Genomic DNA, 20,463 nt, shown 5'->3' with positions numbered 1-20,463 from the left:
GACAAAGCTCGAGGGCCTGAGCCCGGTGCAATACCGTGCTCAGGCCCTCGCGGCTTAGGCTCTTACTTACCCAGTCCAACTTTCGGGGACCAGTTCAAGTTGAGGAACGGCCCCCTTTTGAATGGTCCTAAGCGGAGCGGCGTTCTCCACGGCGTTCACGGAGGATGGTCAAGCGGTCCTCAAGGATCTGCTCAAGCTCGGGCAGGGAACGGCGTTCCAGCAGCATGTCCCAGTGGGTCCGGACAGCTTTGTCGTTGCTGGTGTCCGGGCGTTCGCCGTCAACCAGAAGGGCTTCCTTGCCGGTCTTGGAAACCCATACCGGCGGAATCTCGGCTTCGGAGGAGAAGGTAACGAAAACCTGTTCGCCGTCCTCGCAACGGTACTCGACGCGCTGGCGCGGAGCCGGCTCAACCCCGGACTCGGTCTCCATGCTCTGCGCACCAAGGCGCATACCCCGCAGGCTGCGATCGCTCATGATTTCTCCCTCTTCTCGGTTCGCGGGGCAGGACCCCGCGCCTGCCGGTGGCGATGAAGCACCACCGGGCTACTGTTTGCTCTGCGCTGCATCATAGGATTCAACGCATTGCGAAGCTTTGTTGTTCCAGCGGACTGCTCCTGCCGGACAAATACCCAATTATACGTGGGCCATGCCGCGGGAACCAAAACAGGGAAGGGACCCGCGCAGGGCAGGTCCCTTCCCGTCAGCCGTACTGCTTATGGTTCGGTGGACTTCGCTCCCACTTCGTCGAAAAGGCCGCCCGCTGCCCCCGGATCCGGATTGGTTCCGCCCAGCGCGTTCCCGATTCCCTTGAGGGCTTCGCCGACTTCACTTGGGATGATCCACAGCTTGTTGGAGGTGCCTTCCGCGAGCTTCGGCAGGGTCTGCAGGTACTGGTAGGCCAGCAGTTTCTGGTCCGGGTTGCCGCGGTGGATGGCATCGAAGACCTTCTGGATGGCCTGGGCCTCACCGTCGGCGCGAAGGATAGCGGCCTTGGCGTCACCTTCCGCAGCAAGGATGGAAGCCTGCCGCTGGCCCTCTGCCGTCAGGATGGCAGACTGCTTGGTACCCTCGGCCGTCAGGATGGCTGCCCGTCGGTCACGCTCGGCGCGCATCTGCTTTTCCATCGAGTCCTGGATGGAGTGGGGCGGATCGATCGCCTTGAGTTCAACGCGCGAAACGCGGATCCCCCAGCGGCCGGTGGCCTCGTCCAGGACGCCGCGGAGCTGGCCGTTGATCTGGTCACGCGACGTGAGCGCCTCTTCGAGGTTCAATCCGCCCACCACGTTACGGAGCGTGGTGGTGGTGAGCTGCTCCACCGCCTGGATGTAGTTGGCGATTTCGTAGGTGGCGGCACGGGGGTCGGTGACCTGGAAGTAGACGACCGTGTCGATCGAGACCACCAGGTTGTCCTCGGTGATCACTGGCTGGGGCGGGAACGACACCACCTGCTCGCGGAGGTCCAGCAGCGGAAGGAGCCGGTCCACGAAGGGGATGAGGATGGTCAGCCCCGGATTCAGGGTGCGCTGGTATTTGCCGAGCCGCTCCACCACGCCGGCCCGGGCCTGCGGAATAATCCGCACCGCCCGCACCAGGACGATGATCACAAACACGATCAGGACTACCAGCACGACGGCCAAAGCCGTTCCTCCTGCGTTTTCCATGCGTCTCCCTTGTTCCCCAATTGATATTGCTGTGTCAGGACGTGCCGCTGGCGGGTGGCACCGAAACTACAGCCGTGGCGCCGTCGATCGCCGCCACCACCACTTTTTGTCCGGCGTGAAGAACCCCGGCCTCAGAACGCGCGCTCCAGATGTCGCCGCCGATTTTTACCAGGCCGCCGTCCGACGTCACGGCCTCCATCACCACTGCCTGCTCGCCGATCAGCCGGTCGACGTTGGAACGCTGCTCTGCGGGGCCCTTCTTCAAGTGGGACAGCGCCACCGGACGGACGAAAGCGATCATGAGCAGGGACACCACGCAGAAAACCACGATCTGCAGCCAGCCGTCAGCACCGGCAAAGTCGGCTACCAGGGCAGCCAGGGCACCACCGCCGAGCATGATGAAAAACAGGTCAAGCGTGATCATCTCGACCACTGCAAATGCCAGGAAAGCCGTGAGCCACAGGGCCCACCAGTTTTCCCCCAACCATTCGAACACTGCTGCCCCCTTGGACACCGGGCGCCGTCGCGGGCCCTTCGGTACCTGTCTTCTTATCCTAGTCCGGGGCCCCGGCCTGTGGGCTGGGTCATGCAGACGGCAGAGGCGATAGTGGCCAAGTCGTTACGTGCCGGCGGGCAGCCTGGGCCGGAAGACCATCAGCCGGAACTTCGCCTCGACCCGGAGGGGCTCCGGGTTGCCGTCAAGGCGGACGGCGATGGCATCCCGGCTTGTGTGATGGCCTGCCGGTCCCATGAATGCCAGGTCCGCTGCTTCCTGGTGGTTGAGTGCAAGCGGAATGTCGACGTCGGAGCTTTCCTCCACCTCGAAGTGCCGCGCCATGGCGGCAGCCAGCCGGGCGTCCTTGCCTTCCTCGATGGCGAGCATGCCTGCCAGGGCTGCGATGCCGGCAAGGTGGCCCTCGCGCGGGGTGACCACCACCAGGCGCCCGCCGGGCCGGAGCACACGCGCGAACTCGGCAGCGTTGCGGGGCGCAAAGATTACCGTGACGGCGTCAACAGAGTTGGCCGCCAACGGCAGCGGTTGCCAGATGTCCCAGACCAGGTTGACGGCTTCCGGGTTGAGCCGGGCGGCGCGGCGCAGGGCGAATTTGGAAATGTCCAGCCCTGCGGCGGCCACTGTCCGGCCCTGGGCGGCGGCGGTGTCCAGCAGCTCGCGCAGGTAGTGCCCTGTTCCGGTGCCCGAGTCCAGCACGGCTGCCCGGTCGGACAGGACGGGTACGACGGCGGCCGCCACGGCTTGTGCCAGCGGCCGGTAGTGGCCCCGGCCAAGGAAGTTGAAGCGGGCATCCACCATCGCGGCGGAATCAGCCTCGAAGGCGGTGCCCTTTCCGACCAGCAGGTTGAAGTAACCCTGCCGGGCGGCATCGAAACTGTGCCGTGACGCGCAGGCGAGCCTTCCTGGTTTCGGCGGCTGGGAGGCGGCGAAGGTCAACGGAACCGCGCAGACCGGGCAAAGAAGGGGAAGGTCCGATGCAGGGGGCATTGCACCATCTTAGGCGGCCGGTCCATCCGGCCGGGACCGTCAACTGATGCTGATGCCAGCCGGCCGGTCGTCAAAGCCGAGGCCCTCCCGGGCCCTGCTGATTCCGGGCGCAGCCCAATGTGCCGCGTATTCGCTGTTGCTGCTCAATGACCGCAGCTGGGCCCTGTCGATGTAGAGGATTCCGTTGAGGTGGTCGGTTTCGTGCTGCACGATCCTGGCCTGCCAGCCGGTGAACTCGCGCTGGGCTGCCGTGCCGTCGGGCGTTTCATAGTCAAGGAGCACGTTGTCCGGGCGGGCCACCACGGCCTGGAGCCCGTTCAGGGAGAGGCACCCTTCATAGAAAGCGGCCGTTCCGCTGCCCTGCGGCGTATAGCGGGGATTAAGGATCGCCAGGAACTCCAGCGGGCTCCGGTTGCGCAGGGCGGCCGCCTCCGGGTCGACGTCGTACAGGTCTTCGAGGACCGCAATTTGAAGGGGTATGCCAAGCTGGGGCGCCGCCAGCCCCACCCCGGGCGCCTCGTGCATAACCTGGCGCATGAGCTCGATCAGCCGGGCCAGCTGCTCCGCGGGCAGCTGCCCGTTGTAGGCGGCCGCGCGCTGGCGCAGGGCCGGATGGCCCGTCTGGACGATGGGCGGCATCATGCCGGCCGAGAGGATACGCTCCACAAGTTCACGGATCTGTTCGTCGTTCATGGCGGTCCCGGGCGTGCTTGGCGTCATGACGAAAGCCTACTGGGGACCGGGAAAGCGGGCGGCTTGCTACTGTCGATGTCATGGCCATTTCCCCGCTGCCCGGCGCGTCGCCCCTCGACTGTGTCCTGGGTTTCCTCAAGGCGCTGGAATCGGGCGGGGGAGCGGCCGGCATCAAGCCGCTCCTCGCCGATGCGTTTGTCCTGGTTGAGGCCCCGCACCTGCTGGCTCCCGAGGGGGCCACGCGGACGCTGGCTCAGGTCCTGGCCGGCGCAGACCAGAGCGCCACGGTTGTGCGGGACCAGAAGTTCGCCGTCCGCCGCACCACCTGCGAGGAGGGCCGGGTAGCCGTGGAAGCGGACTGGTCCGCCACGGTGCTGATGGACCTCCGGTATTGGGATGCAGGGGAAACCATCCGGGCAAGGACGTCGTCCGTGTTCGAAGTCAGCGACGGCTTGATCGTCAGCCAGGACAGTTATGACTGCTACTTCCGGTGAGCCTGGACGGAGCCGCCGGGGTGCAGCCGTTCCTCCTGCATGGTGAACCGCCGAGCCACCCACGCATTCACGGCCGGCGTTGACGCTGCGGCCCTGATGGCCGAATTCCGCAGGTGCAGCAGGGGCGGCGGCAGCGGGCGCCCCAGCAGCATGTTGATCTCTGACTGTCGGCGGGCCAGCAGCGCAGCCCGGCGCCGGTCCGCCTCGAACTGCTCGAAGCCGGTATCGGTACGCCCTCCTGCGAGGGCTTCACGCAGGAGCGGAACCAGGGCATGGGCGTCCAGCCAGCCGAGATTCATGCCCTGGCCTCCGATGGGACTGATTTCATGGGCGGCGTCGCCGAGCAGCACGGTGCGTCCCACTACTGTTTGAAGCGCCAGGGTGGAACGGACGCTGAAAGCGCTGAGCATGCTGTTGGTGCCGGCGTCGGGCAGGATGCCGGTGCGCTGCCCCACCATTCTTACAAGGTCCGGCGCCCCTGCATCTCCTGCCGGCCGGCCCAGGCGGACCACCCAGCGCCGGACGCCGCCCGGGAGGGGAAACGACTCGACAATCCCGCCGCGCTCCAGGAAGAGGACCGCCATGTCCCCGTGCCGGCCGGGATCCGCGAAATCCCCCATCAGGTAGTGATCCGGATACGTCTTCCTCTGTACCGGAACGCCCAGGAGATCCCGGAACCTGGACCGTGCACCGTCTGCAGCCACCACCATGGAAGCGCTGAATGACGTGGCTCCTGCCGGGGTGCCCGGAGCCCGCTGGACCTCTATGGTGACGCGGCCGCCGTCGTCGTTCACCGCCGTGGCTTCCACGCCCCGCACCAGCGCGTCGCTGTCCAGGGCACGGAGGCGTTCCTCCAGCAGTTGCTCGGTCCGGAACTGGGGCAGTGCCAGCACGAACGGGAAGGTGTCCGAGACGCCGTTGAACGCCATGACGCCCAACGTCTTTCCCCGGCTGACCGCCATCCCCGTCCGGATCGGTACGCCTTCCCGCACCAGGGCGGCGGCCACATCGACCTCATCCAGGGCAAAGAGCGCCGGCGGATGGATGCCGATGGCGCGCGTGTGGAGGTCCCGCGACTGCCGCCGCTCAAGCACCCGGACACTGATGCCCTGCTGGAGAAGCGCCGCCGCAAGGTACAGGCCCACCGGGCCGCCGCCCACCACCACAATATCCACTGCCATGGTCAGCCCTGGCGGTAGGTGAGGACCTGGTGGAAGGCTGCGCTGCGTTCCACAGTCCAGCCCGGGGGAGCGAGGGCGGAAAGTTCAGCAGGAGTGTAGCTTCGGCGGATCGAGGTCAGCCCGTCCACGCGGATGTAGGAGCCGGCAAAGGGGAGGGCCGCTACGCCAAACAGGGTGAAGGCTGCGGGGCTTCGGCGGAGGTCGTTGTGCAGGACCTTTTTCCCAGCGAGCACCTCCGAGTGTGCCAGCAAGACCTGGAGCTCCTCCGCCGGAAGATGGTGGAGGACGTGGTTGGAGATCACCACGTCATACGTCCGGCCCACGGCAACCTCGTCCGCACTGTGCGCCTGCCGGAATTCGACGCCGTGCACGGAAGGCCTCTTCTGAGCGAAGGAAGCTGCGCGGGGGTCGGGATCAATTCCTGTGATGGTGAGGGTGAGCCTGTCGCGCCGGGCCCAGCGGGCCAGCAGGACGGCAAGGTCGCCGCCGCCCGAGCCAATGTCCAGGAGCCGGATCGGTTGTGCCGCCAGCAAGGGACGGAGCTCCCGCCGGTAAAGCCGCTGCCAGCCGCTGAGGACCCGGTTGACGACGCCGAACTGTCGGTAGGTGTTGTCCAGCCGGCGGGGGTCGCAGTCAGGCAGGTCCATCCGCTCCACTGCCGTGGTGTCGCGCTCCCGCATCAGGAAATCCACGCCGGTCAGGCCACCGGGGCTTCCGCTTCCAGCGGTTGCCGGATCTCAGCGGTCCGAACGCCCTGCAATGCGGTGGCGTCCGCAGGTGCCTGCCGCAATTTCGTGAACAGGGCCGTCTCCACCGTGAGGCCGGGCCCGAATGCCATGGAGCAGATGCGGCCGCCGCCGGCACCCTCCTGTGGCTGTCCTTCCTGCTGAAGGATGTGTCTGAGGACGAAGAGCACAGTGGCGCTGCTCATGTTGCCGTAGTTCCGCAGGACTTCGCGCGCGGGCACCAGCTGTGGGTCCGTCAGGCCGAGCCGGGACTGGACCTTGTCAAGGATGCTCCGCCCGCCCGGATGGATTCCCCAGTGCTGGATGGACGTGTAGGGGAGTGCTGCCAGTTCAGGCTCCCGCGCCAGGAGTGGTTGCAGTGCCCCCACGATGTGGTCGTCAATGATGTGCGGGACGTAGTTTCCTAGCACCATCTCGAAGCCGTTGTCGCCGATGTTCCAGGCCATGGAGTCCTCGCCAACCGGCGTGAGGACCGTCTCGAAGTGGTCCACTTGCAGGAGTGCATTTTCCGCCGCGTCCGGCCGGGACGTGACCACAGCGGCGGCTGCACCGTCAGCAAACAGTGCCGAACCCATGATGGTGTCGGGGTCGTTCGACGTCCGGACGTGCAGCGAGCACAGCTCGGCGCACACCACCAGGACCACGGCGTTCGGGTCAGCCTCGCAGAAGAGTTTGGCAGCGCGGAGTGCGGGAAAGGCGGCATAACAGCCCATGAATCCGAGGTGGTAGCGCTGGACTGCCGGATCCAGGCCAAGCTCACGGACGATCTTGTAGTCCGGGCCAGGATTGAAGAAACCCGTGCAGGAGACGGTCACGAGGTGAGTTATGTCAAGTAAATCGAGTTCAGGGGCGGAGTCCAGGGCTGCCCGGGCGGCTTCCACGAACAGCTTGGTGGCCTCGCGGGCGAAGATCTCGTTGCGGACCTTGGTGCTCGGGTTGAGTAGAAGGCCCGACGACGGGTCGTAGAACTGCGGGTCGTCTGAGCGGAAGTCGTTGGTCAGTTCCTCGACGGCTGTGAACCGCGTATCGATGGCGGCCGAGTCAAAGCAGGTGCTGACCAGCCGCGAACCCAACCTCGTGAGGCCCGGCTGGGCGGCAAATACGTCACGGGCTTCAGACTGGACCAGCATGGTTTTAGGGACCGCAGTTTCGAGTGATCTCACATAGACCGTCATTGACCCATTCTTAACGAGGCCCCACATTAAGACAATGGTGTGTGCCGCTGACCTGCGGAATTGCTTGGACCGACGGCTCCGGATGCACTGAAGCTCAGATGCCTCAGCCCCCTTTCGCCGGGCTCGCCAAAACGCCGATAATTTACATTATGTCAAGTTGATCAGATCCACCGCTCTCCCGGACCGCCTTTGGGTCCGGCGGACTCAGCGCTTCATGGAAAGCAGCATCGAAACGCCACCTGCTTCAAGGAAACCGGAATCCGCCCCGGCTACTCCTGCCTGGTACCGATTCCGGCACCCACGATCGCCCCGAGTCCCAAGCCCACCGCGAAGCCCACAACCGGGCTGTCGAAGACTGCCAGCCCCAGGGTGATGCCGACTGCAGCCCCCACCAGGCAGCAGATCCAAAGCGGCTTGTTCACACAACCTCCAAATTTGCCGCACCAAAGCAGCGGATAACGGCAGGTTACTCGTATCCCGCTTCCGAAACGCGGACTGGCATCCCAAAAGATAAGTAACCCTCCCCTAGGAATCAAGTACCAGCTACGGATGCCAAACAGTGCACGGGGGTCTACCGTCGGATGCATACCTCCTGCGGTAAGCATCCGCAGGAGGTAGAGGTCGATTGGCCCCGAAAATTGGCCAGCTTATGCAGTGGGCTTTGGCGCGCAGGCACCCGCGTATCCCCAGGACATCCCATGCCCCTATCACCTGACCACTCTGGCAAAAGCGCCGATTTGCTCCCGCTCCCCCGGTACGTCAATCAAGAAAGCATGGAAGCCGCCATCAAGGCTGCACTGCTCCAGGCCCCGGGGCTACCGATTGTCATGCTGCACCCCGCTCCGGTAATGGTCAGAGGCGTCGCCGGCAGCGCCATCGCCTACACCATCACCCATGTTCTGGTTGAGAGTTCTGACATCGGCGAGAAGGGACTGCGATGGGAATCGTCGTGGCTGGTACGCCGGCTTCCCCCGGACACGTCGGCTCCCGGTAGGCGTCAGCCGTAGGCCTTCTGAAGTTCGGCGATGTCCAGTTTCCGCATACCCAGCATGGCCTGCATAGCCCGCTGGGAGCCCTCCGGGTCCGGTCCAGCGATCAGCGATGGAAGGACGGATGGCACCACCTGCCAGGACACCCCGTACCGGTCCTTCAGCCAGCCGCACATGCTTTCCGAGCCGCCGTCCGTCAGCGCCGTCCAGTACCGGTCCACGGCCGCCTGGTCCTCGCAGTCCACCACGAAGGACACGGCTTCGGTGAAGCTGGACCCCCGGGACCCGTTCAATGCCGTGAACGGACGCCCTTCCAGTTCAAAGTCGACGGCGATTGCCTCACCCGTTGCCCCCGGGCCTCCCTCGCCAAAACGTGAGACGTTGATGATCTTCGAATCGTCGAAGACGCTGACGTAGAACTTTGCGGCTTCTTCCGCCTGGTTCTCGAACCAAAGGCAGGTTCCGACACGACGCGGCATAGTTTGCTCCCTTCCGGCTTGAGCCTAATCCGGATCGCCCCCCGCGGGAACGGGACGCTAAGGTCGGAACCATGAGTTTCCGGAATGTGAAGCCAGCAAAGCCTTCCTTGGCCGGCCTGGCGGCGGGAGCCGCTTTAACGGATCTGGTGCTGATCCTGGTCTTCGCCGCCATCGGCCGTGACGCGCACCAGCGCGGAGATGTGGTCTCCGGCGTACTGCTAACGGCGTGGCCGTTCCTGGCAGGGGCGGCAGCTGGATGGCTGGCGGCCCGGGCATGGCGGGATCCGCTGTCTGTGCGCAGCGGCCTGGCGGTGTGGCTTGGGAGCCTGGTCGGCGGCATGCTGCTGCGGGCCGTCACAGGCCAGACGGTGGTACTCCCCTTCGTTATTGTGGCGCTGCTGAGCCTTGGCGTTCTCCTGGTGGGCTACCGCCTGATCCTCGCCGGCATCCGCCGCCGGAAAAAATAACCCTGGACCAGCCGGACAGGCGCGGCGCGCCGGTGTAATAGGCTGGCAGCACTGACAAGCCTGCCGGGCCCTGCCGCGGCGCAACTGATCCGGAGGGGTTCAACGTGATTACCGCATTCGTTCTGATCAAGACCGACGCTTCCCGTATTCCCGAGACAGCAGAGGAGATTTCTGCGATTGACGGGATCAGCGAGGTCTATTCAGTGACGGGTGAGTGGGACCTGATCGCCGTCGCGCGGGTCCGCCGGCACGAGGACCTGGCAGACGTCATCGCCGACAAGCTCTCCAAGGTTCCCGCCGTGGTTCATACCACCACGCACATCGCGTTCCGCGCCTACTCGCAGCACGACCTGGACGCGGCGTTCTCGCTCGGCTTCGAGCAGTAGGAGCCTAGGCCCTGGTGAGGGCCACCCACTTGTCGAGCACTGCAGCGGCGGCACCGGAATCGATGGATTCTGCGGCCGTGGCGTAGGCCTTTTGCATCCGGTCCAGGAATGGCCCCTCCGCGCGACGGTCGAAGGCCACGAGCCCGGCCGCCGCGTTGAGCAGAACCGCGTCCCGGGCGGGACCTTCCTTGCCGGCCAGGACTTCCCGCACCACAGCCGCATTAGCCTGCGCGTCCCCGCCGCGCAGCTGTTCCACTGTGGCCAGGCTGATTCCGAGGTCCTGGGGCGAAAACGCTAGTTCGTTCACCGCGCCGTCCCGGATTTCCCACACCGTGGACGGACCGGTGGTGGTGAGCTCGTCGAGTCCGTCATTTCCGCGGAACACAAGCCCCCGGCTCCCCCGCCGGGCGAGAACTCCCGCGACCAGCGGCGCCATCCGGGCATGGGCAACCCCGACGGCGGAGGCCTGCACCTGCGCCGGGTTGGTGAGCGGGCCCAGGAAGTTGAACGCCGTGGGAATCGCCAGCTCCCGCCTAGGTACCGCGGTGTGGCGGAACGACGGGTGGAACACCTGGGCGAAGCAGAACGTAATTCCTGCCTCTTCAGCATTGCGCGCCACCTGCTCAATGGACAGGTCCAGGCGGACCCCGAGCGCCTCCAGCACGTCCGCGGATCCGGACGACGACGACGCCGCCCGGTTGCCGTGCTTGACCACCTTGGCACCGGCACCGGCAGCCACCAGGGCCGCCATGGTGGAAATGTTAACCGTGTTAAGTTGGTCACCACCGGTGCCGACGATGTCCAGCTTTTCGCCGGTAATCGACACCCGGTTGGCGTGCGCCAGCATGGCATCCACGAGTCCCGAAAGCTCCTCGACGGTTTCACCCTTGGCACTGAGGGCAACCAGGAAACCCGCGATCTGCGCCGGAGTGGCTTCCCCGGACATGATGGTGTCCATCGCCCAGGACGTGTTGTCCGCCGTAAGGTCCCTGCCGCTGATCAAGGACGAGATGAGCCGGGGCCACGAGTTGGCGGACGCTGCGGAAGCCTGTGAAGTCACCTCCTGATGCTATCGAGGGAAGCTGCGGGCTGACCAATGTGAACGGGCGCGGGAACTTTTCGCAGCGAATTCGCGTCTTTGTAGAAAAAGTCCCTCGAAAAGGCGGTTTGCGTTGGGCAGCACGGACTTTTACAGACATAATGTCTATGTGACATCTGCGACCCATGCCCCCAGTACCCCGGCGCACCCCACGCTGAACCGCCCCAATATGGTTTCCGTTGGAACCGTCGTGTGGCTGTCCAGCGAGTTGATGTTCTTCGCCGGTCTCTTCGCCATGTACTTCACCCTGCGCTCCACCAGCGCGCAAATGTGGGCGGACGAGACAGCCAAGCTCAACTTCCCCTTCGCGCTCGCCAACACGATCGTCCTCGTGGCCAGTTCCTTCACTTGCCAGATGGGCGTCTTCGCCGCTGAGCGGCTCCAGCCGCGCCGGACCGGGGGTGCATTCCAGTTCTCCCGCTGGGGAATGAACGAATGGTTCCTCCTGACGTTCCTTATGGGTGCGTTCTTCGTCGCCGGCCAGGCCACCGAGTACGCCATGCTCGTTTCCGAGCACGTCTCGCTCTCCTCCAACGCCTATGGCTCTGCCTTCTACATGACCACCGGCTTCCACGGCCTCCACGTGATCGGCGGGCTCATCGCCTTCCTGCTCATCATGGGCCGGGCTTTTGCCGCGAAGAAGTTCGGGCACTTCGAAGCAACCTCTGCGATCGTCACCTCTTACTACTGGCACTTCGTGGACGTTGTGTGGATCGGCCTCTTCCTGGTCATCTACGTACTCAAGTAGCCAGCTTTGATTCTTTTTCTACAAGAGGCAGAATTTCAGGTAGCGGCTCCCAGAGCCGGCGCACGAACGACTAAAGGAACCACCACGTGAAGGCACTCTCACAAAAGCGGCGTCACCCACTTGCAGCAATAGCGCTGCTCCTGATGGGGCTCCTCCTCACGGGTGGGCTGTACGCCGTCGCCACCACAGTCAACGAGGCCAAGGCTTCCACCACCACCTACAGCGCGAACGACGTCGAAGAAGGCGGCAAGCTGTTTGACGCCAACTGCGCCACGTGCCACGGCTTCGGTGCCAGTGGAACCCAGGATGGTCCCTCCCTGGTGGGTGTCGGCGCCGCATCTGTGGACTTCCAGGTCGGCACCGGCCGCATGCCGATGCAGATGAACGGTCCCCAGGCCCTGGAGAAGCCCGTCCAGTTCAACGATGAACAGACCCGACAGCTTGCAGCCTACGTGGCTTCCCTGGGAGCCGGCCCGGCGGTTCCTGAGGAACATCTGCTGGACGAAGGCGGCAACGCCGCAGAGGGTGGTGAGCTCTTCCGCGTCAACTGCGCCATGTGCCACAACGCGGCAGCAGCAGGCGGCGCGCTGACCAGGGGTAAGTTTGCTCCCGCCCTGGCTGACGTTTCCGGCAAGCACATCTACGAGGCCATGGTCACCGGCCCTCAGAACATGCCGGTATTCAGTGACTCGAACATCACTCCCGAAGACAAGCGCGACATCATCACCTTCCTGAAGCAGATCGAAACCACCGGCTCCCCCGGCGGCGCAGAACTCGGGTCCTTGGGTCCGGTTGCAGAAGGCCTGTTTGTGTGGGTTGCTGGCCTTGGCGTGATCATCGCGTTCACCATCTGGCTGACGTCCCGTACGTCCTGACGTCCGGCCAAGGCCAACGAATTACTGCTGCAATCAGCAGGTTGATATTAGAAACTAACCCGGCAACCGCCGGGACGAGAGAAGGATGAGGCGAATTATGGGCAACCATAGTGACGGCAGTCCGAACCACTCGGGCACCGTAGCTACGGCTGGTCAGAATGAGGTGGAGAAGTTCCAGGACCCTGGGCTTCCTCCGCACCGTTTGCGCCTGGCTGACACGGACCCGAAGGCCGCAAAGCGGGCAGAACGGCAGGTCGCCTTACTTTTTGGCATCTCTGTTGTTGGAACCCTGATCTTCCTGGTGGCGTACTTCGCCATTGATCTGGGTGGCGATGAGTCCACCATCGGCACCATCCGGCTCCAGAACATGCTGCTTGGCCTTGGCACCGCGTTCGCGATGCTCGGCATCGGCACCGGCATCGTTCACTGGGCCAAGGCCCTGATGCCCGATCACGAGGTCTCCGAGGAACGCCACGCGATCCGCTACGAAGAGGACCGGAAGGCTGCTGTCCGCATCGTCGACGACATCGTCGAGGAGACCGGCATCAAGCGCCGCCCACTGATCCGCAACTCCCTGCTGGGCGCTGTGGCACTCGCTCCGTGGCCCGCTGTCGCAATTTTCGGCGACCTGGGACCGCGTCCTGACGACAAACTGGCCCACACCATGTGGGCTCCGCAGGACGGCAAGCTCAAGCGCCTCGCCCGCGACCCCGATGGCACCCCCATCAAGGCTGCGGACGTCACCATCGGTTCGGCATTCCACGTCATTCCGGAAGGGCTGAACGAACTCCACGAGGGCAAGCTCAACGAAAAGGCCAAGGCCGTTGTGCTGCTCATGCGTCTGGACCCAGCCTCACTGAACCCCTCCGAGGGCCGCGAGGACTGGGGTTACAACGGCATCGTTGCCTACTCCAAGATCTGCACCCACGTGGGTTGCCCTGTTGCACTGTACGAGCAGCAGACGCACCACCTGCTGTGCCCGTGCCACCAGTCCACCTTTGACCTCACGCAGGAGTGCAAGGTGATCTTCGGCCCCGCCAGCCGGCCTCTCCCCCAGCTGCCCATCGCGGTTGACGACGAGGGCTACCTGGTCGCTACCAGCGACTTCAAAGAACCCGTAGGACCAAGTTACTGGGAGCGTGATATGCATGAGCGCAGCATCAACAGCTGAGCCCGCTTTCGTCGCCAAAACCAAGACAGGCCGGTTTACCGACTTCGTCGACTCACGTGTTGGCGGCTCTGGAATCCTTCGGGAGTTCGGCCGCAAGGTCTTCCCGGACCACTGGTCCTTCATGTTCGGTGAGGTGGCTCTCTACTCGTTCGTCATCCTGCTGCTCTCGGGTACCTTCCTGACGTTCTTCTTTGATCCGTCCATGGCGGAGACGCACTACGAGGGTTCCTACGTGCCCCTCAAGGGCGTCGAGATGTCGGTGGCCTACAGTTCCTCACTGAACATCTCCTTCGATATCCGCGGCGGCTTGTTCATGCGCCAGGTCCACCACTGGGCAGCACTGCTTTTCGTGGCCTCCATTGCCGTGCACATGCTCCGCGTGTTCTTTACCGGCGCATTCCGCCGGCCGCGCGAAATGAACTGGGTAGTGGGCGGGGTCCTGCTCATCCTGGCCATGGCAGCCGGCTTCACTGGCTACTCGCTCCCTGATGACCTGCTCTCCGGCAACGGCCTGCGGATCATCGACGGCGTCATCAAGTCCATTCCGGTTATCGGTACCTACATTTCGTTCTTCCTATTCGGCGGCGAGTTCCCGGGCACGGCAGTTATTGGTCGCCTGTACATGCTGCACATCCTGCTGGTGCCGGCCCTGATCCTGCTCATGATCGTGCTGCACCTGTTCATGGTGGTCATTCACAAGCACACCCAGTACCCCGGCCCGGGTCGCAACGACAACAACGTTGTGGGCTACCCCCTGGGTCCGGTTTACGCCGCCAAGGCCGGTGGGTTCTTCTTCATCGTCTTCGGTGTCCTGGCCCTGATGGCCGGATTCTTCACTATCAACCCGATCTGGAACTACGGACCCTACGATCCCTCCCCCGTTTCCGCCGGTACCCAGCCTGACTGGTACATCGGATTCGTCGACGGCGCCCTGCGACTGATGCCGGGCACATTCGGTGACTGGCAGGTTGAGCAGAACTGGTTCGGCTTCATCTTCTCATTCAACGTCCTGCTGCCGGCCCTCGTCCCTGCGGGCATCCTGTTCACCGTGATGTTCATGTACCCGTGGATCGAACGCTGGGTCACCAAGGACGACCGTGAGCACCACGTGCTTGACCGTCCCCGCAACGCCCCCACCCGCACCGCGATCGGCATGGCCGGCTTCGTCTGGTACTGCGTGATGTGGGCAGCAGCTGGATCCGACCTCATTGCAACCCACTTCGGTGTTTCCCTGAACGACGTCACGTACTGGCTGCGTGCACTGTTCTTCATCGGGCCGATCATTGCGTTCATCGTCACCAAGCGCGTTGCCCTGGCACTCCAGCGCAAGGACCGTGAAATCGCACTGCACGGACGTGAGACGGGCCGCATCGTGCGTCTGCCCCACGGTGAATTCATCGAGGTTCACGCACCGCTGGATGAGTACAAGCGCTACAAGCTGGTGGGATTCGAGTCACCGGAAGTCATTCCGGCCATTCCGAATGAACACGGCGTGGTGACCCGGAAGGAGAAGCGCCGCGCGCTCCTCTCCAAGTGGTTCTTCGAGGACCGGGTTGCCCCGGCAACCCCTGCCGAGCTTGAGGCCGCACACGGCCACGGCCACGCAGCGGTCGAAGCTCCAGAGGAAGCCAAGAGCCTGTCCCACTAGGTTCCACGTACTGAAGAGGCCCGGTCCACATGGACCGGGCCTCTTCTGTTTCCCAGCTGCAGCAACCCGTCACAGCCCGCTCTGCGGGCTGTCACGGGTTGGGAAGCGGCCGCCCTAGTGGTTGCGGGCCCGCCGCGCCCCCGGCCGCTGCAGCGGCACCCAGAGCTTGTACCGGTCCGCCCGGTAGTAGGACACGGAGTAGTCCACCATCGCCCGCGCCACGAACGCGTGCCGCTGGATCTTCAGCAGCGGAGACCCCACCTCGACATTGAGGAGCCGGGCCGTGGAGGGGGAAGCGGCCGTGGCCTCGATCATGTCCTCACCCCACTCCATCACCAGCCCGAACTGCTCGCTGAGTACGTTGTACAGGGATGTGGGAGGCTCGCCATCCAGGAGGCCGGGAACACGGTGCGCGGGAATGAAGTTTTCATCCACGCTCATGGGTTCCCCGTCCGCCAGGAGCAGCCGGCGGAAGCGGACCAACGGGGTTCCCTCGTCGAGTTGAAGCTCCCGCGCAAGGAACGCGCTGGCGCCGATCTGTTCGAAACTCAGCACCTTTGCCGCCGGGACCATGCCACGGCGCTGCATCTCCTCGCTGTACGAAGTCAGTTTGACCTGCAGGTCCACTTTGGGCCGGCGGACAAACGTGCCCAGTCCCACCACACGCTCGATGACCTCTTCGCCGACCAGCGCGTCAATTGCCTGCCGAACGGTCATCCTGGCAAGCCCAAAGCGCTCGGCGAGGTCGCGTTCGGATGGGAGCGCACTCCCGGGAGGGCACGACTCAGCGATGTAGGCCCGCAGGATTTCCCGGAGCTGGATATAGATGGACGTTCCGCTGGTGCGGTCAATCTCGCCCTTGATGCCCTTAGCGCCCGCCGCCATGGTCTCTCCCTGCCGTCGAATTTCCCCTTCCATTTTAGGTCAGGTCTAGACCAGCTCTGTCCGGCTCCAGCGCTGGTTGGGTGGCGACTGTGATGGGCCGATATATTTGGTCAGGAAAAAAATCAGTACCGACGGATGGGGCCGTCGCGACGAAGGAGTCCCCTTTGCCAACACACAAGGCCGTGGTTACGGCCTCTGTCGGGCTGCACGCCCGTCCCGCTGCCGTCTTCGTCCGGGCGGTTACCGACACCGGCTTGCCTGTCACCATCGCCAAGGCCGGCATCAGCGGCGTGGATGCCCGGTCGCTGCTCCAAGTCATGACGGCTGACTTCCACCACGGCTGCGAGGTGGAACTGGGCATCAGCGACACCGCCCTGGATGGGCCTGCAAGCCATCAGGAGGCCCGCGATGTCCTTCGGTCCCTTGCCGATCTCCTGGAGTCTCAGGGGGCGGCAAAGCAGCCGCCGAGGCTGACCGCTACCTAGCCGCGTCGCTGGCTTGGAACACAAACGACGTCGGGCCCCACCTGAGGTGGGCCCCGACGTCGTTCTTATGAGACTGCTTGCCTAGTGGGCGTGGTCTCCGCGGCTGTACTCGTAAACCCAGCCGATGAGCGCCACGACGGCGAGGCCAGCGGCGATGTAGAGGATCCACCAACCGACTGCCAGGCCGAGGAATCCGCCTGCGCAGGCAAGGCCGAGGACCAGCGGCCACCAGCTCCAAGGGCTGAAGTGGCCCTGCTCGCCGGCGCCCTCGTGGATCTCAGCATCGCTGCGGTCCTCGGGGCGGAGTCCTACGCGCTTGCCGGTGAAACCGAGGTATCCGCCGATCATGCCGGCGAGGCCGCCGACCAGGAGGATGCCCAGGATGCCGACCCATTCGCCCCAGTTGGTCAGGAAGCCGTATACCAGGGCTACGGGGACGAAGAAGAAGACTCCGGCGCCAAAGATCCAGGATTCGATTTTCACTGTGCGGTGTCCTTCTGGTCGGCGTTGCCCAGAACCTGGGCTGCAGGAGCGGGATTCTCAGCGGTGTGGACCTGGCGGAGCTCCGGGTGGTGCAGGTCCAGGGCGGGACGCTCGGACCGGATGCGCGGCAGCGACGTGAAGTTGTGCCGCGGCGGCGGGCAGGACGTGGCCCACTCCAGCGAGGCGCCGAAGCCCCAGGGATCATCCACTTCAACCTTCGGGGCGTTGCGCCAGGTGATGTACACGTTCCAGAAGAACGGGATAAGCGAGGCACCCAGGACGAAGGAGGCAACCGTGGAGAACTGGTTCATCCAGGTGAAGTTGTCCTCCACCAGGTAGTCGGCGTAGCGGCGGGGCATACCCTCAACACCCAGCCAGTGCTGGATGAGGAAGGTGCCGTGGAAGCCGAGGAAGAGGAGCCAGAAGTGGATCTTGCCCAGGCGCTCGTTCAGCATCTTGCCCGTGAACTTAGGCCACCAGAAGTAGAACCCGGCGAACATCGCAAACACCACGGTGCCGAACACCACGTAGTGGAAGTGGGCCACCACGAAGTAGGAGTCGGAGACGTGGAAGTCCAGCGGCGGGGAGGCCAGGATGATGCCGGTCAGGCCGCCGAAGAGGAAGGTGATGAGGAAGCCGATGCTCCACAGCATGGGCGTTTCGAAGGTAAGCGATCCGCGCCACATGGTGCCGATCCAGTTGAAGAACTTCACGCCGGTGGGCACCGCAATCAGCATGGTCATGAACGCGAAGAACGGCAGCAGGACCGAACCGGTGACGTACATGTGGTGCGCCCACACGGTGACAGACAGGGCGGCGATGGCGATGGTGGCGTAGACAAGGCCCTTGTAGCCGAAGATCGGTTTACGGCTGAAGACCGGGAAGATCTCCGAGACGATTCCGAAGAACGGCAGGGCGATGATGTACACCTCGGGGTGGCCAAAGAACCAGAAGAGGTGCTGCCACAGGACGGCGCCGCCGTTCTCCGGGTCGAAGATGTGGGCACCGAAGCGGCGGTCCGCACCCAGGGCGAACAGCGCTGCTGCCAGCGGCGGGAACGCCATGAGGACCAGGATGGCCGTGACCAGCGTGTTCCAGGTGAAGATCGGCATGCGCCACATGGTCATGCCGGGGGCGCGCATGCAGATGATGGTGGTGATGAAGTTGACCGCACCCAGGATGGTGCCGAAGCCGGACAACGCCAGGCCGAAGACCCACAGGTCCCCGCCGATGCCGGGGCTGAAGGTGGTGTTCGAGAGCGGCGCGTAGGCGAACCAGCCGAAGGAGGCGGCACCCTGCGGGGTGATGAAGCCCGAGACGGCGATAGTGGAGCCGAAGAGGAAGAACCAGAACGCCAGGGCGTTAAGGCGCGGGAACGCGACGTCGGGTGCACCGATCTGCAGGGGCATGATGACGTTTGCGAACCCGGCGAACAGCGGGGTTGCGAACATCAGGAGCATCACGGTGCCGTGCATGGTGAACAGCTGGTTGTACTGTTCCTTGGTCTGCAGGATCTGCATGCCGGGCTCGAAAAGTTCGGCACGGATGAGCAGAGCCATCACGCCACCCAGGCAGAAGAACACGAAGGACGCGATCAGGTACATGTACCCGATGGTCTTGTGGTCGGTGGAGGTGATCCAGTTGACGACGATGCGTCCCTTGGACTTGGGAACCACGGGAGCCGGCAGGACTCCGGTGGGTGCGGATTGAGTGTACGTAGCCACGTCGCTCCCCTTACTTAATTTCGTTCAGGTTCGGGTTGCGGTCGTACTCCACACCGAGGAGGCCCGTGTTGCCCGCGGCCTTCAGGTCGTCCATGTGGGCCTGGAATTCGGCCTCGGACACCACCTTCACGCGGAACAGCATTTCGGAGTGGTACTCGCCGCAGAGTTCGGCGCACTTGCCGTCGTAGGTGCCCTCTTTAGTGGGGGTAAACCGGATGTAGTTGGTCTTGCCCGGGATCATGTCGCGCTTCTGCAGGAAGGCGGGAACCCAGAAGGAGTGGATGACGTCGCGTGCGTTCAACTCCAGGTCGACGGACTTGTTAACCGGCAAGTACAGGGTTGGGAGCTGTTCCTTGTCGATGGTGTTGCCGGTCAGGTGCGCCTGGACGCCGGCCTCGTGGACGTCTTCTTCGATGACGTCCCCGGCCTTGTAGTTGAAGTCCCACGCCCACTGCTTGCCGCGGACGTCAACGACGACGTCGGCTGGCTGGGAGCGGTCGTCAATGGCCTGCTGGTCGCGGTCGGTGAAGTAGAAGAACACCAGGACCATGAACAGCGGGATGGTGAGGTAGAAGACTTCCAGGGGAAGGTTGAAGCTGGTCTGCCGCGGGAACCCGACGGTGCCCTTGCGGCGGCGGTAGGCCACGATGCACCAAACGATCAGGCCCCAGGTAATGATGCCCACAACCAGGGCGGCAATCCATGAGTTGACCCAGAGGTCCATTATGCGGTCGGTGTTGCTGGTGGTGCCACGTTCAGTGGGCAGCCACCCCTTCTCTACCTCTGGCGAACATCCGGTCAAAACCAACGCGCCGGCAATAGCCAAGCCAGTGATCGTTGTGATCGTTTTGCGTCGGCTGCCGGTTCGGTTCTGCGAACTCACAGACGGCCCTTCCTACTTGTTGCTGTTGTCCGGGCGCACATCGGCGCCCCGGGCACACTAAAAGTTTTACTACTCGGTGTAGAGCTTACCGCTCCCCCGGGCGTTTCGCCCACATGTCGGCGCCGTGCCTCCAACCAATGTTCATGGCAGGGGGCACGGCGCCGGCACCGGGCGACACAACCGGCTTAGTGGAAGGAGTCTCCACATGCGCAGGAGCCACCGGCATTGGGGTTGTCGATGGTGAAGCCCTGCTTCGAAATGGTGTCCTCGAAGTCGATGCTTGCGCCGCTGAGGTACGGGACGCTCATCTTGTCCACGACAACCTCGACGCCGTCGAAGTCCCGGACGGCATCTCCGTCGAGGAGCCGCTCGTCAAAGTAAAGCTGGTAGATCAGTCCTGAGCAGCCGCCGGGCTGCACTGCAACCCGAAGGCGCAAATCCGTACGGCCTTCCTGCTCGAGAAGACTGCGGACCTTGCCTGCTGCGACGTCGGTCAGGTTGACCTCGTGAACCGGCAGCTCGCCGGCAGCGCTGGTGGTTTCGGTGCTGTTCTCATTGGTTGCGGTGCTCATTGGCCTACCTTCTTAGGACGGGTCCTGGCGGCTCCGCCTTGGCGGTGCCAGCCCCTACGGATTGGGGTACGGGCTATAGCTACATGCTACGCGGGACAGCCTTGTAGCTCTAACTCC

25 protein-coding genes are annotated in these 20,463 nt (G+C 64.1%); 9 read left to right on the top strand and 16 right to left on the bottom strand.

Going from position 1 to position 20,463, the window contains the following annotated elements; genetic code table 11:
- Window positions 1-127 precede the first annotated feature (127 nt).
- From AC5RU7_RS19425 to AC5RU7_RS19405, 5 genes are all read right to left on the bottom strand, one after another.
- Window positions 128-475 (bottom strand): RNA polymerase-binding protein RbpA, encoded by a 348-nt coding sequence (locus tag AC5RU7_RS19425; protein WP_013600997.1) that lies wholly within the window; start codon window positions 473-475, stop codon window positions 128-130.
- A gap of 239 nt (window positions 476-714) precedes the next feature.
- Window positions 715-1,662 carry an SPFH domain-containing protein gene (locus tag AC5RU7_RS19420; RefSeq protein WP_494053617.1) on the bottom strand — a complete coding sequence of 316 codons (948 nt, stop codon included), beginning with the start codon at window positions 1,660-1,662 and terminating at the stop codon, window positions 715-717.
- Between the two features lie 34 nt (window positions 1,663-1,696).
- Window positions 1,697-2,158, bottom strand: coding sequence for an NfeD family protein (locus AC5RU7_RS19415; protein ID WP_494053616.1), 462 nt, complete (start codon window positions 2,156-2,158; stop codon window positions 1,697-1,699).
- A 123-nt stretch (window positions 2,159-2,281) separates the two neighbouring features.
- Window positions 2,282-3,163: a putative RNA methyltransferase gene (locus tag AC5RU7_RS19410; RefSeq protein ID WP_494053615.1), complete on the bottom strand. Its 882-nt coding sequence runs from the start codon at window positions 3,161-3,163 to the stop codon at window positions 2,282-2,284.
- A gap of 39 nt (window positions 3,164-3,202) precedes the next feature.
- Window positions 3,203-3,883, bottom strand: a complete 681-nt coding sequence (locus tag AC5RU7_RS19405) for a peptide deformylase (RefSeq protein ID WP_494053614.1) — start codon at window positions 3,881-3,883, stop codon at window positions 3,203-3,205.
- A gap of 53 nt (window positions 3,884-3,936) precedes the next feature.
- Here AC5RU7_RS19405 and AC5RU7_RS19400 point away from each other — a divergent pair, with 53 nt between their 5' ends.
- Window positions 3,937-4,350 carry a nuclear transport factor 2 family protein gene (locus AC5RU7_RS19400; protein WP_494053613.1) on the top strand — a complete coding sequence of 138 codons (414 nt, stop codon included), beginning with the start codon at window positions 3,937-3,939 and terminating at the stop codon, window positions 4,348-4,350.
- Here AC5RU7_RS19400 and AC5RU7_RS19395 read toward each other — a convergent pair.
- The 4 genes from AC5RU7_RS19395 to AC5RU7_RS19380 form a co-directional block, all read right to left on the bottom strand.
- Entirely contained in the window at window positions 4,338-5,531 is a 1,194-nt protein-coding gene (locus AC5RU7_RS19395) for an FAD-dependent oxidoreductase (RefSeq protein WP_494053612.1), read from the bottom strand. The two genes, AC5RU7_RS19400 and AC5RU7_RS19395, sit on opposite strands and share 13 nt — an antisense overlap.
- Before the next feature lie 2 nt (window positions 5,532-5,533).
- Complete coding sequence (locus tag AC5RU7_RS19390) at window positions 5,534-6,211, bottom strand: class I SAM-dependent methyltransferase (protein WP_494053618.1); 678 nt, start codon at window positions 6,209-6,211, stop codon at window positions 5,534-5,536.
- A gap of 17 nt (window positions 6,212-6,228) precedes the next feature.
- Window positions 6,229-7,452 carry a type III polyketide synthase gene (locus AC5RU7_RS19385; protein WP_494053611.1) on the bottom strand — a complete coding sequence of 408 codons (1,224 nt, stop codon included), beginning with the start codon at window positions 7,450-7,452 and terminating at the stop codon, window positions 6,229-6,231.
- A 269-nt stretch (window positions 7,453-7,721) separates the two neighbouring features.
- Window positions 7,722-7,874, bottom strand: coding sequence for a hypothetical protein (locus AC5RU7_RS19380; protein WP_494009198.1), 153 nt, complete (start codon window positions 7,872-7,874; stop codon window positions 7,722-7,724).
- Between the two features lie 351 nt (window positions 7,875-8,225).
- On the opposite strand from AC5RU7_RS19380, the gene AC5RU7_RS19375 reads away from it, so the two are divergent.
- Window positions 8,226-8,459, top strand: a complete 234-nt coding sequence (locus AC5RU7_RS19375; protein ID WP_494053610.1) for a hypothetical protein — start codon at window positions 8,226-8,228, stop codon at window positions 8,457-8,459.
- Here the strand turns inward: AC5RU7_RS19375 and AC5RU7_RS19370 are convergent.
- Window positions 8,450-8,920 (bottom strand): VOC family protein, encoded by a 471-nt coding sequence (locus AC5RU7_RS19370; protein WP_494053609.1) that lies wholly within the window; start codon window positions 8,918-8,920, stop codon window positions 8,450-8,452. The genes AC5RU7_RS19375 and AC5RU7_RS19370 overlap by 10 nt on opposite strands.
- 71 nt (window positions 8,921-8,991) lie before the next feature.
- Between AC5RU7_RS19370 and AC5RU7_RS19365 the strand changes: the two genes are divergently transcribed.
- Window positions 8,992-9,387, top strand: coding sequence for a DUF3054 domain-containing protein (locus tag AC5RU7_RS19365; protein WP_494053608.1), 396 nt, complete (start codon window positions 8,992-8,994; stop codon window positions 9,385-9,387).
- 104 nt (window positions 9,388-9,491) lie between these two features.
- The gene (locus AC5RU7_RS19360) at window positions 9,492-9,773 is read left to right on the top strand and encodes an Lrp/AsnC family transcriptional regulator (protein WP_009359036.1); all 282 of its coding nucleotides are present in this window, start codon (window positions 9,492-9,494) and stop codon (window positions 9,771-9,773) included.
- A gap of 4 nt (window positions 9,774-9,777) precedes the next feature.
- Here AC5RU7_RS19360 and trpD read toward each other — a convergent pair whose 3' ends face one another.
- Window positions 9,778-10,833: an anthranilate phosphoribosyltransferase gene (trpD, locus tag AC5RU7_RS19355; RefSeq protein WP_494053607.1), complete on the bottom strand. Its 1,056-nt coding sequence runs from the start codon at window positions 10,831-10,833 to the stop codon at window positions 9,778-9,780.
- A gap of 148 nt (window positions 10,834-10,981) precedes the next feature.
- Between trpD and ctaE the strand changes: the two genes are divergently transcribed.
- From ctaE to qcrB, 4 genes are all read left to right on the top strand, one after another.
- Window positions 10,982-11,620, top strand: a complete 639-nt coding sequence (ctaE, locus tag AC5RU7_RS19350) for an aa3-type cytochrome oxidase subunit III (RefSeq protein ID WP_200859184.1) — start codon at window positions 10,982-10,984, stop codon at window positions 11,618-11,620.
- A gap of 86 nt (window positions 11,621-11,706) precedes the next feature.
- Window positions 11,707-12,495: a cytochrome bc1 complex diheme cytochrome c subunit gene (gene qcrC / locus AC5RU7_RS19345; protein ID WP_494053606.1), complete on the top strand. Its 789-nt coding sequence runs from the start codon at window positions 11,707-11,709 to the stop codon at window positions 12,493-12,495.
- Window positions 12,496-12,592: 97 nt separating this feature from the next.
- Window positions 12,593-13,666: a cytochrome bc1 complex Rieske iron-sulfur subunit gene (gene qcrA, locus AC5RU7_RS19340; protein WP_494009205.1), complete on the top strand. Its 1,074-nt coding sequence runs from the start codon at window positions 12,593-12,595 to the stop codon at window positions 13,664-13,666.
- Window positions 13,644-15,314, top strand: coding sequence for a cytochrome bc1 complex cytochrome b subunit (gene qcrB, locus AC5RU7_RS19335; protein ID WP_494053605.1), 1,671 nt, complete (start codon window positions 13,644-13,646; stop codon window positions 15,312-15,314). The genes qcrA and qcrB overlap by 23 nt, the downstream gene beginning before the upstream one ends.
- Before the next feature lie 114 nt (window positions 15,315-15,428).
- Here qcrB and AC5RU7_RS19330 read toward each other — a convergent pair whose 3' ends face one another.
- Window positions 15,429-16,199, bottom strand: a complete 771-nt coding sequence (locus tag AC5RU7_RS19330; protein ID WP_494053604.1) for a GntR family transcriptional regulator — start codon at window positions 16,197-16,199, stop codon at window positions 15,429-15,431.
- Window positions 16,200-16,363: 164 nt separating this feature from the next.
- Between AC5RU7_RS19330 and AC5RU7_RS19325 the strand changes: the two genes are divergently transcribed.
- Window positions 16,364-16,684 carry an HPr family phosphocarrier protein gene (locus tag AC5RU7_RS19325; RefSeq protein ID WP_494053603.1) on the top strand — a complete coding sequence of 107 codons (321 nt, stop codon included), beginning with the start codon at window positions 16,364-16,366 and terminating at the stop codon, window positions 16,682-16,684.
- Between the two features lie 81 nt (window positions 16,685-16,765).
- Here AC5RU7_RS19325 and AC5RU7_RS19320 read toward each other — a convergent pair whose 3' ends face one another.
- The 4 genes from AC5RU7_RS19320 to AC5RU7_RS19305 form a co-directional block, all read right to left on the bottom strand.
- Window positions 16,766-17,167, bottom strand: coding sequence for a cytochrome c oxidase subunit 4 (locus tag AC5RU7_RS19320; protein WP_133347118.1), 402 nt, complete (start codon window positions 17,165-17,167; stop codon window positions 16,766-16,768).
- Window positions 17,164-18,891 carry an aa3-type cytochrome oxidase subunit I gene (gene ctaD / locus AC5RU7_RS19315; RefSeq protein WP_494009209.1) on the bottom strand — a complete coding sequence of 576 codons (1,728 nt, stop codon included), beginning with the start codon at window positions 18,889-18,891 and terminating at the stop codon, window positions 17,164-17,166. The genes AC5RU7_RS19320 and ctaD overlap by 4 nt, the downstream gene beginning before the upstream one ends.
- Before the next feature lie 10 nt (window positions 18,892-18,901).
- Window positions 18,902-19,774, bottom strand: coding sequence for an aa3-type cytochrome oxidase subunit II (gene ctaC, locus AC5RU7_RS19310; protein ID WP_494053602.1), 873 nt, complete (start codon window positions 19,772-19,774; stop codon window positions 18,902-18,904).
- A gap of 185 nt (window positions 19,775-19,959) precedes the next feature.
- Complete coding sequence (locus tag AC5RU7_RS19305) at window positions 19,960-20,346, bottom strand: HesB/IscA family protein (protein ID WP_009359026.1); 387 nt, start codon at window positions 20,344-20,346, stop codon at window positions 19,960-19,962.
- Between the last annotated feature and the right edge of the window lie 117 nt (window positions 20,347-20,463).

This window comes from Arthrobacter sp. K410C (genome assembly GCF_059090105.1).
Note: the sequence above shows the minus strand (reverse complement) of the source record. Positions and strands in the feature narration are given on the sequence as shown.